9 protein-coding genes and 1 CRISPR repeat array are annotated in these 16874 nt (G+C 39.8%); of the genes, 4 read left to right on the top strand and 5 right to left on the bottom strand.

The features are described 5' to 3' along the window. Positions 1-221 precede the first annotated feature (221 nt). The 5 genes from FC85_RS13860 to cas9 all read right to left on the bottom strand — a co-directional run bounded on the left by FC85_RS13860 (position 222) and on the right by cas9 (position 12181). Positions 222-989 carry a hypothetical protein gene (locus tag FC85_RS13860; RefSeq protein WP_057866109.1) on the bottom strand — a complete coding sequence of 256 codons (768 nt, stop codon included), beginning with the start codon at positions 987-989 and terminating at the stop codon, positions 222-224. Positions 990-1073: 84 nt separating this feature from the next. After that, positions 1074-5990: direct repeats of the CRISPR family, unit length 36 nt; unit sequence GGACTAAACATCATTGATTCAACAGTCTTCTAAAAC. Positions 5991-6017: 27 nt separating this feature from the next. After that, positions 6018-6689, bottom strand: coding sequence for a type II-A CRISPR-associated protein Csn2 (csn2, locus tag FC85_RS13855; protein WP_057866108.1), 672 nt, complete (start codon positions 6687-6689; stop codon positions 6018-6020). Beyond that, the gene (gene cas2, locus FC85_RS13850; protein WP_147008558.1) at positions 6686-6991 is read right to left on the bottom strand and encodes a CRISPR-associated endonuclease Cas2; all 306 of its coding nucleotides are present in this window, start codon (positions 6989-6991) and stop codon (positions 6686-6688) included. Before cas2 ends, csn2 begins: the two co-directional genes overlap by 4 nt. Next, on the bottom strand, positions 6969-7874 hold the full coding sequence (cas1, locus tag FC85_RS13845) for a type II CRISPR-associated endonuclease Cas1 (protein WP_057866107.1): 906 nt from the start codon (positions 7872-7874) through the stop codon (positions 6969-6971). The genes cas2 and cas1 overlap by 23 nt, the downstream gene beginning before the upstream one ends. Before the next feature lie 215 nt (positions 7875-8089). Next, a complete protein-coding gene (gene cas9, locus FC85_RS13840; protein ID WP_057866106.1) occupies positions 8090-12181 on the bottom strand; it encodes a type II CRISPR RNA-guided endonuclease Cas9 in 4092 nt (1363 codons plus the stop codon). A 222-nt stretch (positions 12182-12403) separates the two neighbouring features. On the opposite strand from cas9, the gene purB reads away from it, so the two are divergent. The 4 genes from purB (at position 12404) to FC85_RS13820 (ending at position 16762) form a co-directional block, all read left to right on the top strand. Then, positions 12404-13762, top strand: a complete 1359-nt coding sequence (gene purB, locus FC85_RS13835; RefSeq protein WP_057866105.1) for an adenylosuccinate lyase — start codon at positions 12404-12406, stop codon at positions 13760-13762. 339 nt (positions 13763-14101) lie between these two features. Further along, positions 14102-15100, top strand: coding sequence for a tryptophan ABC transporter substrate-binding protein (trpX, locus tag FC85_RS13830; RefSeq protein ID WP_057866104.1), 999 nt, complete (start codon positions 14102-14104; stop codon positions 15098-15100). After that, entirely contained in the window at positions 15097-15996 is a 900-nt protein-coding gene (locus FC85_RS13825) for an ABC transporter permease (protein ID WP_057866103.1), read from the top strand. Before trpX ends, FC85_RS13825 begins: the two co-directional genes overlap by 4 nt. Next, on the top strand, positions 15989-16762 hold the full coding sequence (locus FC85_RS13820) for an ABC transporter ATP-binding protein (RefSeq protein ID WP_057866102.1): 774 nt from the start codon (positions 15989-15991) through the stop codon (positions 16760-16762). The genes FC85_RS13825 and FC85_RS13820 overlap by 8 nt, the downstream gene beginning before the upstream one ends. Positions 16763-16874: the final 112 nt, after the last annotated feature.

Raw genomic sequence — 16874 nt, 5'->3', positions numbered from 1 at the left:
ACGAAATGATTAGAACTTTAATATTTGAATTCACCAACAACAGTTGACGAACAACCCATTTCGAAAGGATTGGTCCCTTTTGGTTATTGTTTGGAACTATCACTGCGGCAGTTTAATATAATACGAAAAAGTTTGTATTACATTAAACGACTATTGGTCAAATCTTTTCTATCCAAGCGAATGACAAATTCACCCAGTGATCGATTCAAATAGACTTTTACTTACCTCATCCATCGACCCATAACATAACCATCATCAAAACTGCTATCACTATCACCGCCACCACCGCCCGGTGTATGCCGAACAAATCGAACAATTCCGATGAATCCCAAAACAATTAAGATTCCAAAAATAATTTCCCATATATTATCCCAACTGATCCCTTGCTTGATCATGGCAGTATTGGCGACGTGTTTATTAATAAACGGCGTATAAACATGAACATATTTCATTAATGCGGTATTACTATCAACTTGTTTAGACAATCCCAAATTCATGCGCCAATTTTGGAAATCCGATACCGCACTCCGCAAATCCCCGCTTTTGATAAAAAGTACCCGTTGTCCACCACCTCGTGGATAAACCACCAAGATTGAGACTTGATTGGTTAGAGATGAAAGCCGCTGATCGATCATTGTGTCCCGATCATAATCACCATCGGCCGGTGTATAACTTTTAACGGCTTTGGTCAGAATTGACGTGGAAACATCGTCTGAAATTTCGCCCGTACTATCATCGTCGCTGAGGTCATCCTTGATGGTACTTGGCATCTGCTTAAACGTGTAAACCCAGATTTGCTGGCGCCGACGCTGATGAGACCATTGCTCATTCTGTTGGATGATTTGTTGCTTTTGGACTGGCGTGAGAATGTGGCGTTGGTCGTGGATCATGTAGGGTTGGAGATTGGCGGCGTGGGTGGTGGTGGCTGTGAGGATGATTGATAGTATGGTGATTGTTGTTAGTAGGATGGCTTGGATGATTTTTTTCATGGGTGTGGCCTCGGATGGAATGAATTTGGTTGAAAATAAATGAAATGGTACTTTTACTTCTAAATATCGGTTCGCTAAACCGACTGGTTAAACATTATTGATTCGATAGTCTTCTAATACATTCTGATAACCTAATTTTTTATTGAAAAGGACTAAACATCATTGATTCAACAGTCTTCTAAAACTTGGTTTGAGTAATTCATATGGCTTACACTGGACTAAACATCATTGATTCAACAGTCTTCTAAAACTTCCGGATGCACGTGCTGGAGTGCTGAGGTGGACTAAACATCATTGATTCAACAGTCTTCTAAAACTGGCGATCGGTAAGTCTATTAGCCATTAAGGGACTAAACATCATTGATTCAACAGTCTTCTAAAACACGTAATGACAGCATCATTGTCAAAGCGGGGGACTAAACATCATTGATTCAACAGTCTTCTAAAACGTCGTCATTAGTCGCCATTTTAATAAATGAGGACTAAACATCATTGATTCAACAGTCTTCTAAAACTAGAGAATGAACTAATGTCGTTATCCTTAGGGACTAAACATCATTGATTCAACAGTCTTCTAAAACAACAACCCCGACAACTGTTCCTAGACCACTGGACTAAACATCATTGATTCAACAGTCTTCTAAAACCGCCTTGGTATTTTCTTCCATGGCTTTTTTGGACTAAACATCATTGATTCAACAGTCTTCTAAAACTGATGTCGGCCAAAGCGAGTGCGTCTGCCTGGACTAAACATCATTGATTCAACAGTCTTCTAAAACCATTCTCCGCCACTTCGATAATTGGTTCGAGGACTAAACATCATTGATTCAACAGTCTTCTAAAACTAAAGGACTATGATTATATTTCAAGGATCGGGACTAAACATCATTGATTCAACAGTCTTCTAAAACAATCGTTACTTAGGAACCCTTGCTTTACTTGGACTAAACATCATTGATTCAACAGTCTTCTAAAACGCACCGCAAGCCGACCCGAAACCACTAGCAGGACTAAACATCATTGATTCAACAGTCTTCTAAAACTCAGATATGATAGTAAATAGTGTGCTGACCGGACTAAACATCATTGATTCAACAGTCTTCTAAAACAATGAAGATAGCTTGATTAATATCATCAGTGGACTAAACATCATTGATTCAACAGTCTTCTAAAACCAACTCTGGGATCCTCAAGCAACGTTTCTCGGACTAAACATCATTGATTCAACAGTCTTCTAAAACCCTCTTTTTGTTGCTGTAATTGTCCAAAACGGACTAAACATCATTGATTCAACAGTCTTCTAAAACGCTGGTGGCACTGGATAGTCCCACATGAGGACTAAACATCATTGATTCAACAGTCTTCTAAAACCACGTGTTTTTGTTGGCGAAGATATTAATGGGACTAAACATCATTGATTCAACAGTCTTCTAAAACAGATATACGTTGGTATCCCAGATGATATTCGGACTAAACATCATTGATTCAACAGTCTTCTAAAACAATCACGTTTTTAACCAACATTTTCACCACGGACTAAACATCATTGATTCAACAGTCTTCTAAAACGTTGGGGAGTTAACTCATCAGAATTGTCTTGGACTAAACATCATTGATTCAACAGTCTTCTAAAACTACCCCATAGCCAAAAATAAAAAGGGCAGCGGACTAAACATCATTGATTCAACAGTCTTCTAAAACAAGGATACTAAGCATGGCAATTCTTCGACTGGACTAAACATCATTGATTCAACAGTCTTCTAAAACCGGCATTTTACTCAAACTAAATTGACATTTGGACTAAACATCATTGATTCAACAGTCTTCTAAAACTAATGTAATTGAATCAAGCAACACTCCACTGGACTAAACATCATTGATTCAACAGTCTTCTAAAACCGTGACACCTCCTTATCCACATTGGTTACTGGACTAAACATCATTGATTCAACAGTCTTCTAAAACGTGAAGTAAGAAAAATGTCTGAAAACCAAAGGACTAAACATCATTGATTCAACAGTCTTCTAAAACTAAAGTTCTTATCGGACTACCAGCACCAATGGACTAAACATCATTGATTCAACAGTCTTCTAAAACTGGGAATGCAATGGCACGAATCTTCTGCTCGGACTAAACATCATTGATTCAACAGTCTTCTAAAACTGGCAGATGAAGTTGTTTTTTTATATTTAAGGACTAAACATCATTGATTCAACAGTCTTCTAAAACAGTTTAGGCATTTGGATCACTCTTTTCCGTGGACTAAACATCATTGATTCAACAGTCTTCTAAAACTTGGGTGCCATCCGATGATTGCAGATTTAAGGACTAAACATCATTGATTCAACAGTCTTCTAAAACTTAAGGGTGGTGAATTCTATGTCCGATAAGGGACTAAACATCATTGATTCAACAGTCTTCTAAAACGGTAAGCCAACAGTTAAATCTTGCCGAACTGGACTAAACATCATTGATTCAACAGTCTTCTAAAACTAACGTCGCTCTACAATTCACCTGACCTTTGGACTAAACATCATTGATTCAACAGTCTTCTAAAACGTACATTAACTACCAGTCAATACCTATATTGGACTAAACATCATTGATTCAACAGTCTTCTAAAACTCAGTGAAACAATCTCATTGGCATTTGAGGGGACTAAACATCATTGATTCAACAGTCTTCTAAAACTGAACAGATTCCAATTATCAAAAATGAGAAGGACTAAACATCATTGATTCAACAGTCTTCTAAAACAGCTGGAATACAATTATGCTATTTGCTTACGGACTAAACATCATTGATTCAACAGTCTTCTAAAACTCTAACTCTGCTTCTTGAATCTTTAAATCTGGACTAAACATCATTGATTCAACAGTCTTCTAAAACGTTTCGCTGGCTGTAGTGAACCCGGTCTGCGGACTAAACATCATTGATTCAACAGTCTTCTAAAACTCTTGCCAGATTGATTAGAAACTTTCCCATGGACTAAACATCATTGATTCAACAGTCTTCTAAAACAAAGACACTAACACACCAGATACAACAGATGGACTAAACATCATTGATTCAACAGTCTTCTAAAACTAGCAGCGTTGAGGGCATCTTTCTCACGTTGGACTAAACATCATTGATTCAACAGTCTTCTAAAACTGCAGAATCCATACTGTGATAAACGTCTTGGGACTAAACATCATTGATTCAACAGTCTTCTAAAACTTACTGCCGCTTATGTTGCGGACAAGCTTGGGACTAAACATCATTGATTCAACAGTCTTCTAAAACCTTATTTTAGTTATATTATTAACAACTTTCGGACTAAACATCATTGATTCAACAGTCTTCTAAAACAAGCAATTCAGCAATATTAATGTTCACTAAGGACTAAACATCATTGATTCAACAGTCTTCTAAAACCAGCAGAGATGGAAGAATTGCTAAAATATTGGACTAAACATCATTGATTCAACAGTCTTCTAAAACGAAGGCACTGTTTTTATGGACGACAACGGCGGACTAAACATCATTGATTCAACAGTCTTCTAAAACAGCTTACAAAGTTGATTTTTAGGAGGAATAGGACTAAACATCATTGATTCAACAGTCTTCTAAAACATGTTTTGATTAAGCCTTGCTTCATATCGTGGACTAAACATCATTGATTCAACAGTCTTCTAAAACTAAGCTAACAGGAATGGCTAAATCTGGTCAGGACTAAACATCATTGATTCAACAGTCTTCTAAAACTTAGCTTGACCATTGCACCAGAAACATCATGGACTAAACATCATTGATTCAACAGTCTTCTAAAACAAGACTGCTTTTTTGTTACATAAATAGATTGGACTAAACATCATTGATTCAACAGTCTTCTAAAACGATGCTCTACACCAGGTGCACGAGTTGTTTGGACTAAACATCATTGATTCAACAGTCTTCTAAAACTTGCCAGATGGCTTTTTAAGCAGTCCGGTTGGACTAAACATCATTGATTCAACAGTCTTCTAAAACCGCCTCCAGAGGCCATTTCCTCTGGAGAAAGGACTAAACATCATTGATTCAACAGTCTTCTAAAACCTACCTCCGTATTATGCACAAATGGCTCATGGACTAAACATCATTGATTCAACAGTCTTCTAAAACGTGTACACCCAAAAATCACACGGAAGCGAAGGACTAAACATCATTGATTCAACAGTCTTCTAAAACGCTGAATTTGCCGAGTTTATTAGTGATGTTGGACTAAACATCATTGATTCAACAGTCTTCTAAAACTGGTGATTGATTACCCGTAACTTTCTTTTCGGACTAAACATCATTGATTCAACAGTCTTCTAAAACATTATTAACGACAAAATCAACAGATAAGGAGGACTAAACATCATTGATTCAACAGTCTTCTAAAACGATCATAACCGGGCCAATAAGCACTTCTATGGACTAAACATCATTGATTCAACAGTCTTCTAAAACATTCACTCAGCTTCTTATCGTCAATCTTTTGGACTAAACATCATTGATTCAACAGTCTTCTAAAACTCTAACCGCAACACTAAAGTTGACGTATTGGGACTAAACATCATTGATTCAACAGTCTTCTAAAACCTTGCTAACGCGTCATCACTAATTTGATCAGGACTAAACATCATTGATTCAACAGTCTTCTAAAACCATGCATTTGAAGAAAATGGCTGCGATGCCGGACTAAACATCATTGATTCAACAGTCTTCTAAAACGTCCACTGACCCTCTTTTAAGCTGGTTAGTGGACTAAACATCATTGATTCAACAGTCTTCTAAAACCTAAGTAAGTATTACCATCATTATCGTCAGGGACTAAACATCATTGATTCAACAGTCTTCTAAAACGGTATGATGGAAAATATTCGAATCTTGAGGGGACTAAACATCATTGATTCAACAGTCTTCTAAAACGCAGTTTTGAAAGCAGAAACCGGTTTGCCAGGACTAAACATCATTGATTCAACAGTCTTCTAAAACCGATTTTTTATAATCGTATTTTAAGAATCAAGAATGCCAATCAACGAAGTCTTCGTCGAAGTAGTAGAATTCAGCATTTCCATAAAGCGTCTGAAACTTCATTTCTGTGAATTCTATCATAATCACTGGAATTTTTACTGTGCTAATGAGTGTATCCAGATCATGCATCTTATCCTGATTAAGATAATGAGCGACATTAGTTAATCCGATACATGACTTTTCGCCGCACTCCAAGTGAACCTTTAGAATTGATTCAATTATAGCATAGGGATCCCGCATTGCATCAGCGTTAAAGTGAATTTTGCAATATTTGAACATTCGTTTTAGGTCATCATCTTTTTTGACTTCTAGTGGTAAATCAATCATAAACAGCGACTCTTGAACTGCCGTATACAATTTGTCATTTAGATCGCTAAGTGTTTTACGCTGATCATCAGTTAACGTTTTCTCAAGTTGTTTCATTAATAATGAGCCATATTGCTCGGTCAGATTTTCTGAAGTGACAACATCCCCATGCCAGTCAATTGCTTTCTTAACTTCTAGTTCATTATAAGCAGTATCAAAGATTTTAACCTTTTCATTAAAACTGCTTAGACCTGTCAGCAAATCATAATAGACAGTTGGATTGTTTGTCGCAATCACGGTTGGCTTGTCATCAGCGACCTCAATTTGTTTATGAGAAGCGTACGAAATTTTCATAGAATAATCGTCCTTTCCGATGAATTTCGAACGTCTTTCTTGGGCTCTCCTAAAATAAAATGCATATCGTTATACTGCTTCTCGGTTAACATCAACGACTGGATGATCCCAGAATCCGGCGAAATGGCTGCAATCCGTTTTTCCATAAAATCAGCGGATTGTCTAGTCACACAAACACGGACATAAACTGAAAACTGAATCATTAGAAAACCCTCGTTTATTAATGCTTTGCGAAACTTCCGATAAGCTCGCCGTTCCTCACTCGTTTCAACCGGCAGGTCAAACATTACCATTAATCGCATTATTCGGTACCTCATTTTTCAATTCCACCTCAATTTGGACTTCATCCTTTTCGCCGCTCAAAAATTTAAGACAATTTCGAACATGGTCAGTAATCATATTTCGAAATAAGGTTTGCTTACCATTAAATTTCAATTCTAGATTAAGCAAGTCCACCAATCCAAATTTAACGTCGGGCGTCAACTCCTTAAACTTCTGGTTCGCTAACCAGTAATCAATAATTGGTCGAAACGGCTCCATCAAATCAGACCCCAAATTAAATTGATTCTCGTCACTGTGATGATGAATGCCTAAATATGTTAGATAACCATTTGAAACAATTTCCCGGTTCACATTAGCCAGCAAAACTGAATAGCCGTAGTTCATGGCCGCATTATAGGGATTGAAGTCACGTCGGTTAAAACTTTTATCAAACAATTGTTGAAAGTATTTGCGGGCAACAACGGCTTCACGGTTAGTAACATCATCAACTTCCAGCTTATTCAATTCATCAATCAGTTCTCTGTTATCAACCCCATAAATTGCCAATACATTAATTTGATTGATAATCTTGCTGGCAACAATCTTTGTCCAAAGTAATTGCTCCCGTCCTTTGTCCCAGTTGAACTGTTTCTTTAATAAATCAACATTTCGATTATTTGGATAATAATCAACCGTTTCGCTAACTGGTTCGTTAGCATTATCTGTAAAAATGACTTTTACTTGTTCTTTAGCTAATTCACTAATTAGCATAGTCGTTATAACGGCCTGAGTCGTTGAAATCAATAATAAATCAATATCATCAAGTGGAATTTGATTAATTCCATCGTCTGTTTGAACAACCATATTCCTCGATGAATACGACAATTTTGCGTGCTGTGAAATAATGACTGAACGCCATCCCATAAAAACATCCCCTTGTCAAAACTTTTGAAACGAGTTATTATGACTTTGTTGGGTCGCTCCCAACAGATTAAACATTATTGATTCGACAGTCTGAGTTAAAATCAAGCAATGCGTGTAAGCGCGGAGTTTCTACACACCATTATTGGTGAAACCCTTATGGGTGTACATAAAGAAAAGGAATCGTTCATCTTCATCGATGAACGATTCCTTTTTGCTTACAAATCTTTCAACGAAACTCGATGTTCGAAAAGACCAGTTGGTGATTGATAACAAATAATAGTATTGGATGACAATGGAATTCCGCTTTGACCTTGCATTTTTCCAAACGGAGTTGAAATTTTCAAATCTTTCAAACCTCCCAATGTTGCATTTGCATGTAATCCATTCAAAATTTCGTTTAGTATTTCTCTTTTGCCACTATGGACCTTTTTTGCGCCATTAAAGGTACTTCGATTTGGCAACAGCAAATACTTGTCGCGTCCTTTATGCAGACCACTTCGGAACGCATTTTTATCATAAAGTGGAAAATATTTATCAACTTTTTCGACTATTTCATCATAAACAGCAACTAGCCTTTTAGAATCTGCATCAGAATCAAGAGTCCCTTTGCTTGCCAAAGTGTCAAGAGAACTGTCTGAAAGTACGAGTTGCCTTGCGTTATACAAATAAGTTGAACTGCCCACCATAAACTTCTTATCACCGTCAATTACCAGCTGTCGATACATCACTTTGCCAAGAACAATCTCGAAATCTTCAACCTTCTTAGTAATCTCACCGGTCTTCCGACTCTTCTTAACCTTGGTAAACTTCGGAACAAGAATTTGTTTTAACTTGGCGTCATAGTCCTTTTTATCATGAGTCGCATTTAAAATTTCCAACGCTCTCATCGGAACCCCAACAACTTTATACTTGTCTCCTTTCTTATCATGAATTCGAACTATCGCCATATAAGCGTCCACACTACCACTGTATCCACCATAAACATCAACTGGTTTGCCATGCTTGATCGCAATTAATTTTCTTCTATTCGCTTCCTTCGCCGGATAAATCGTCTGATTAAACATAGCATCCCTTCGCGTATACACCTCCTGCGAAATCAGCATAAACTTAAAGTGATAGACCCGCTTCATATAGGCAATTGCCGGCTCGCGTTCCAACACAACCTCGCCGGTTTCCGGCTCCACAATCCGCTTATTATTCTCGTCCATTAACTCATGCAAAAAGTTAAAGTAACGGAACGACACGTGATCTTCGTTGAATTTTTTGAAATTGCCATAAACAAAATATGGCCGCAACTTAGGATATCGTTTATACAAATATTGGCCCACAAAGGCTGTCAAATAAGCATCCACAGCATGATGATAATCATTGACTTCACGATTCTTGATTAGCTTAAAGTTTTCCCGCATCTGATGATTCATTTTTGCGGTCACTTCAATGATCTTGGTGTCATCATTTTGGTACTTATCACCCAAAATTTGAGCAACCAGTTTGATAACCTGACTTGTTTCAACCAGTTGCCGACGAATGAAGCCACGCATGGTGTATTTATCAATTGTGTCTGGATCCGTCAGCAGATGCTTCAATTTTCGTTTGCTGATCAGTCGATGATCCGCTAATTCTTTCCAGAAGCCACCCATTTTACCGCCAAACAGCTTAACTGGTACATTGTTGGACTTACCGTTATTGACCGCTTTACTGACGAGAACCCGGTTGTCCAAAGAATCATCTTTAATAAAGGCTTGTGGCAAAATATGATCGATATCGTAAGTGCTCAATTCATCGATATTCAATGGATCGCCCGTATACATATCTTTACCAAGCTGGGTGAAGTACAGATAGAGCCGATCAGTTAGTCCTTTTTTACTCTTAGAAACCGTCTCCAACTCTGTTACCAAATCACTATCAACGATTTCTTTGGCGTCCACCTTAAACGTATTTTGCAATTGACTTTCACGTGATTGCGTTCGACGCGGATTTTGATCTTCCGACCGAGTAAACTCAATTGAAACCGACGTTGGCGCGACACCACCCATTGCCTTTTGAATATCATCAACCACCCGAATAACCTGTCGGATGGCTTTTTTATTTTGTGGTGAAGTATAGGCATCAGCCAAAATGTCCTCAACACCGGTGACTTTCATTTGCTTGGCATTGGCTTCATGAATCCGTTTAGCAAATGATTCCTGTGATTGAACCTGCATGAAGTTCTGGTTGGTATTCCAGAGAACGTCAATAATTCGCTCACCATTTTCGTCAACAATCCCCGTTAACAATTTCTTGGAAAGCCGACCCCAGCCGTTATATCGCTTTGTCTTCAACGCTTGAATTTGATCTTCGGTGAGCCAGTCCAGTGTTCGCAGCTTGGCTTCATAAATCTGGCGGTCTTCAAATACCGTTGACCACTCAATGATCTTCTCATAATCATCTTGACGGTCCGGATTATCCACTTGATCACCGAAAATTTCTTTGAAATCAATATAGGTTCCCAATGATGAATTAAATCGCTCTGGATCAGATAAACCGGTAATTTTTGGTTTGGCTGTAAAATATCCTTGGTCAACCAAGTAATTTTGAAGTTTCTTCGTACTAATTGATTTTTGATTCTCAAACAAATCGCGGTAAGCAGCCTGCTTTTGAGCAGGTGCCAGCCGATGATAATTAGCTTTTACCAAGTTTAGCTCATTCAAGACCTTAAACCGTTCGTAAATTAAACTGGCGTCCGGCAACACGTCCTCACCAATCAAATAAGTATCTTTGGTCGTCATTCGGCGAATAAATCGGTTAGCCGATGCCATTCGATCAACTTTTTGATCAAAGTTCCATGGCGTAATCGTGCCGGGCTGCTTGCGTTTCATCCAGGCAAACACCTGATTTGCCGACTTCTCCTGCTCTTCAGGGGTTACCAATGGGCCGACGTAGTATGGAATTCTGAACGCAACCAACTCATCAAGTTTGTATTTAGCTTGGTGAATTCGTTTTGGATTTGGATTAGCAGCCGTCAACCATGGATAATACTTACTCTGGTTTTCAATAATTTGATCCAGTTCAAGTTGATGAAGCTGATGCGGAATAACCCCATTTTGCGAAGTTCGCTGCTTTGGCATAAATTTTTGTGCCTCAATGAGGTCAGCAATTTGCTTAGCAAGATCTGAATCATCCAAGTTCTTTTTAACACTGGCGTAAAAGACATCTTGATTGGCCACTTTCATGTTTTTACCAACATAAGCGTCATAGGCGGCTTCCAAGCCCTTTTTCTTTTTCGGATCGTCAATCTTATCCTCGAGCTGTTTGAGTAGCTTCAAGTGATCACGGTGAGCGTTATATTTTTCAATCATTGATTCAGACAATGACATCCCATTGGGCACAATCTGATTTAAAGTAACTTGCGCATAGAGATTCTGAATGATTGAAACCATTTCCTGACGATTCTCATCCAACTGGGATAACAAGCCAGGCAACGTATCGTCAATGTTTTCATCGTCCAGCTCAATTTTCCAAGCCGAAGAATTAATTGCATCGTATTTGAGCAGGACGTCGAGTTGCGTTTTATAGCCAAGAATGGCCTTACTAATCTGAGTCGCCACTTTTGTATTTTCTTTATCGAGCGCTTTATCGCCGGTTTCTGACAAGATCAACTTAGCTGACTGTTTCTGCTTGTCGAACTTTTTTGTCTCGTCACTAAGAAGCAGGGTTTCAATTGCTTTACTGTTATCGCCATTAATCGCAAACGGTTCGTCGGGTGAAACCGCCGCGTATAATTCGTTCAACCGGTCAAATTGTTCATCGAATTTTACGTCTGAGACACTAAATGAACTCACAGGCGTAGTGTTTAAAAAGTTTCCCCGATACTTAACAATGTGATGAATCGCTAAATAAATCTCACGAATATCAAATTGGTGATCTTCAGTCATCAATTTGTGACGTAAATGATAAATTGTCGGATAATCCTTGTGAAATTTACGATCAGTGCGATCTGGGAACAACATTGATCCCGTCCAGTCGCGGTTCTGATCCTTGGGTGATAAGTTTGATTGCTTCAACCGAGCAAAAAAGGCCGCATCTACCGGTGTTATGTATGGATCAAAAATTTCATCCAACAGCTTTAGTCGCCACTTTCGCCGATTGAGTCGACGGCGGGTTGTCCGAAACAGTCGACGATCCGCGGCAGTTTGACCTTCATTATACAGTCGCGCGCCAATCGCTGTTTTCCCCTTGGCACGCATGACCTTGGCGTTGTCATCGATTACCGCCCAACCAATTGAAGATGTCCCGATATCGAGACCGATGTGATAATTTCCTCTCATAACTTGAATCCTCCATTAATATTAACTATTGATGCCTAGATGATCATCAATTAATATCATCATAAACCCTTCCTTATACAATTGGAATAACTTTTTAAAGATTTTGTGCACAAATTCACTATCCATTTTTCAGAGTCGCGAGCTTGACTCACCCCTACTTGTTGAACTACCTTGAAATAAGAGTTTCATGGCTAGTGAGATAATAATAAAGGAGTGACAATTTTGGCATCCAGCATGATTGATTCAGAATTATTCAAGGATCAATACGGCACAGAAGAAATGCGCCACATCTTCTCCGATCAAGCACAAATTCAGAAGTGGCTCGACACTTGGGCAGCATTAGCAGAAGCTGAAGCGGCCGAGGGGATTATCCCCAAAGCAGCTGCCAAGGAGATTGCTGAGAAAGCAAACTATCAAAATATTAATATGAGTGAGGTCCGCGAAGGCTTTAAGAAAACTGCCCATCCCCTAATGCCTCAAATTAGAAGCTTTGCAAAATCACTTTCACCAGAAGCAGGCGGCTATGTCCATTGGGGTGCAACCACTCAGGATATCACCGATACCGGGCTGGTCTTACAGTTAAAGGACGCCCAGCAGCTTATCGTTAAGCAACTTCAGGAATTACTGACTTCCAGTCTTAAACAGGCTAAAAAGTATCGCACCCTTATCATGGCTGGTCGGACGCACGGACAACCAGCTGTTCCCATCACCTTAGGCTATAAGATCGCGATCTGGGCAAACGAATTTGGTAATCACTTGGATCGCATTAAGGATGGGCAAAAACGTTATCTGGTTGGGGAACTTGGCGGCGCAGCCGGAACATTGGCCTCCCTTGGTGACAAAGGATTAGCCGTTCAAAAAACTTTCTGCGATTTGTTAGGGTTAGAAACGCCAACAATTACCTGGCACGTTTCGCGGGACGGCTTTGCGGAATTTGCCAGTATCATCAGCATGATTGCCGGAACCATCGCTCGAGTTGCCAATGAAATCATTAATCTCCAGCGAACCGAAATTGGTGAGATTGAAGAAGGATTCACAATGGGAAAAGTCGGCTCCAGCACAATGCCACAAAAACGAAATCCAATGAAGTGTGAAAATATCGTATCGCTCACCCGGATTATTCAAGCAAACGCAACGTTGGGCTTTTCTTCGATGATGCAGGAACACGAACGCGACATGACATTTTGGCAATCAGATTGGTCATACCTGCCGCAAATTTGCATCAACTTGAGCACCGCGATGAAAATGTTAAATGACGTGCTGAATCAAATGATCGTTCATAAAGATAATATCAAAAATAATCTCTTTGAAACTAAGGGCCTGATTGTTTCGGAACGGGTGATGCTCGATCTGGGTCGTTACCTTGGTCGTCAAAATGCCCACGAAGTCATCTATGAAAATGCCATGAAGGCGTTCGAAGAAAAGAAGCCGCTTTTGGACTTACTGCTGGCCGATAAACGAGTCACGGCTGACGTTGATGAACCAACTCTTCGAGAAATGCTCAATCCCGAGAAATATAGCGGAGCATCAGCTGAACTAGTTGATCGGGTTCTCAGTAAATACCATGCCTTCTTAAAATAACCAATTCAACGGGATTTTCTTGACGGATTCACGTCAATCATTTAGAATTAAGTCATTCTACACGAAAGGAAAGATTGCGATGACAGTCAAGCATTATCTTATTTGGCAAAGCCGGTAACAAGTCACATCGACATAGATGCGACTTGATCTTAAGCATGCGATCATGAACGCATCTGTGCCGGCAATCTTTTCGGAAAACGAAACGGTCTGTGCAGATGATTCCGGACAGGCCGATGTTATTAACGAGTATTTCGGTCAAAATCCGGAATGCTCGTTTTTTGTTCGCCATTATTTATTGAGGTGTTATTTGATTCATAAATTATTTGAGGAGTGTTTGCAATGAAGAAAAAATATTTGATTCTTTCAGTAATTGTCGTGTTATTTGCAATTTTAGGATTTGCCCTATTTCAAGGAACCGCTAAGAAACAGACCCAGAAAAAGCCAACCGTCGGGATTTTACAGCTGATGTCCCACCCTGCTTTAGACGCCATTCATAAAGGCATCCTTGCTGGTTTGAAAGATGAAGGTTATAAACCCGGCAAGAATATCAAGATTGATTTTCAAAATGCACAAAACGACCAAGGTAATTTGAAGACAATGAGTTCCAAGTTTGCCAATGAAAATGCTGATTTAACGATTGGGATTGCCACACCATCAGCACAATCATTGGCAAATACAATGGGCAAGACACCGGTTATTTTAGGTGCCATTACCGATCCTAAGGGTGCCGGCTTAGTGAAGAATAACCAAAAGCCCGGCGGCAATATCACTGGGGTTTCTGATCAAGCACCATTAAAGGAACAACTTGGTTTAATTAAACAATTCATGCCAAAGCTAAAACGATTGGGTATTATTTACACATCCAGCGATGATTCAGCCGTTGCCCAATACAAAAAATTCGTTCAACTCTGCAAACAAGAAAAGATTCCACTGAAGGCCTACTCGATTGCTAATACCAACGATTTGAATCAGGTTGCTGAACAAGCTGCCTCAGCCGTTGATGCGATCTATGTGCCAACTGACAACACAATTGCCGGTGCCATGCCAACCTTGATTGGAGCAGCTGATAAAGCTAAAGTGCCGGTCTTTCCAGCCGTTGATACGATGGTTAAAGCCGGTGGAATCGCTACTTACGGGATTGATCAATATCAATTAGGTGTTGCAACCGGTAAGATGAGTGCCAAAATTTTGAAGGGCCAAAAGCCAGCCACTACGCCAATCAAATTCTTCCGTCATGGTAAATTAATTATCAACGAAAAGCAGGCTAAGAAGTTAAACATTAAGATTCCAGCCAACCTGTTAAAAGAAGCCCAATCTAAAGGAGAATTAGTCAAATGAGTATCATCGTATCTGCCATCGGCCAGGGGCTCCTCTGGGGCATTGTCGGTATTGGACTATTTTTAACATTTAGAATTCTCGATTTTCCCGACATGACCGTTGAAGGCACTTTTCCAATGGGGGCAGCCGCCTGTGTCTCTGCAATCTATCAAGGATTTTCACCATTTACGTCAACCTTAATTGCGTTCATCGTCGGCATGGCTGCGGGCTTTGTCACCGGGATTCTTTACACAAAGGGTCACATTCCGGTCCTCTTGGCAGGAATCTTGGTAATGACCGCTGCCTACTCAATCAACTTCCGAATTATGGGACGGGCAAACTTATCATTATTTGGTAAATCTTCCCTGTTAAAGAATTCATTTTTAGAATCACTGCCCCCTTACTTTGACAGTGTCGTTCTTGGCATTGCCTTCGTTGTGGTTGTGACGTTATTGATTATTTATTTCTTACAAACCAATTTGGGTCAAGCTTTCATTGCCACTGGTGATAACCCAACCATGGCGCGTTCACTTGGAATTAACACGGATGCCATGCAGATCATGGGGCTTAGCGTTTCCAACGGCTTAATTGCTTTAGGCGGTGCTCTGGTGGCTCAAAACAACGGTTTCTCAGATGTCAACATGGGAATCGGTGTTATCGTGGTGGCTTTGGCTTCCATCATTATTGGTGAAGTCATCTTTGGCGATTTAACCATGAACGAACGACTCATGGCGGTTACAATTGGGAGTATTCTCTACCGCTTTGTTATCTTAATTGTGCTCAAGCTGGGCTTCAACGCCAACGACCTGAACTTAATTTCAGCGATTGTCCTGGCCATCTTCATGATGTTCCCAGTTCTGGAAAAGCGGTTCCGCATCCGCCATACGTTGCAAAGGGGGTTAAGTAATCATGACTGAGCCGATTTTTGAACTAAAAGACATTGTCGTCACCGTTAATCAAGGAACGCCTGAACAGATCAATATTATGGATCACGTCAATCTGGCAATTTACCCAGGAGATTTTATTACAATTCTTGGTTCCAACGGTGCCGGTAAATCCACCTTGTTCAACGTGATTGGCGGTAACCTTCAAATTGCGGAAGGTCAAATTCTCCTGCATGGTAAAGATATTACCAACATGTCAGTTGAACGCCGAACCCGTTTTCTAAGCCGAGTCTTCCAAGATCCTAAAATGGGGACTGCCCCCCGGATGACAGTTGCCGAAAATCTTCTATTATCCGAGAAACGTGGTCAACACCGGGGCTTAGGCCCTCGTCATTTAAAACAAAATATGGCAAAGTTCAAAGAAATTACATCCGTCATGAACAATGGTCTTGAACAGCGGCTGGACACGGCGACCGGTAAATTATCCGGTGGTCAGCGCCAGGCCTTGAGCTTCTTAATGGCTACGATTAAACGGCCGGAAATGATGCTGCTCGATGAGCATACTGCTGCGCTTGACCCCCAAACATCGCAGGAATTAATGACGGCCACCAACGACCAGATTACCCGAAATCATCTGACTTGCTTAATGATCACCCACCATTTGGATGATGCCCTCAAATATGGTAACCGGCTAATCGTTTTGGATCACGGAAAAATCACATACGATGTCTCTGGCGATGAAAAGGACAACATGACCAAAGAAGAATTATTAGGCTTCTTTAGTGATATTGATGGTTAATAATCATCTGGAAATTTAATTTTAAATTAACAAAAAATGGGATCGAGACGAGATAACGATCATGTTATCCAGTCTTGATCCCATTTTTGTAATCACAATGATTCCCTATTGA

Origin of the sequence: Lentilactobacillus diolivorans DSM 14421 (assembly GCF_001434255.1) — a bacterium.
Taxonomy (GTDB): Bacteria; Bacillota; Bacilli; order Lactobacillales; family Lactobacillaceae; genus Lentilactobacillus; species Lentilactobacillus diolivorans.
This window is presented reverse-complemented; position numbering and strand designations above follow the sequence as displayed.

Excerpts from the sequence above, each read along its gene's own strand:
- cas1 (WP_057866107.1), bottom strand. The coding sequence starts at position 7,874 with ATGGGATGGCGTTCAGTCATTATTTCACAGCACGCAAAATTGTCGTAT.
- cas2 (WP_147008558.1), bottom strand. The coding sequence starts at position 6,991 with ATGCGATTAATGGTAATGTTTGACCTGCCGGTTGAAACGAGTGAGGAA.
- FC85_RS13860 (WP_057866109.1), bottom strand. The coding sequence starts at position 989 with ATGAAAAAAATCATCCAAGCCATCCTACTAACAACAATCACCATACTA.
- FC85_RS13825 (WP_057866103.1), top strand. The coding sequence starts at position 15,097 with ATGAGTATCATCGTATCTGCCATCGGCCAGGGGCTCCTCTGGGGCATT.
- FC85_RS13820 (WP_057866102.1), top strand. The coding sequence starts at position 15,989 with ATGACTGAGCCGATTTTTGAACTAAAAGACATTGTCGTCACCGTTAAT.
- csn2 (WP_057866108.1), bottom strand. The coding sequence starts at position 6,689 with ATGAAAATTTCGTACGCTTCTCATAAACAAATTGAGGTCGCTGATGAC.
- cas9 (WP_057866106.1), bottom strand. The coding sequence starts at position 12,181 with ATGAGAGGAAATTATCACATCGGTCTCGATATCGGGACATCTTCAATT.
- trpX (WP_057866104.1), top strand. The coding sequence starts at position 14,102 with ATGAAGAAAAAATATTTGATTCTTTCAGTAATTGTCGTGTTATTTGCA.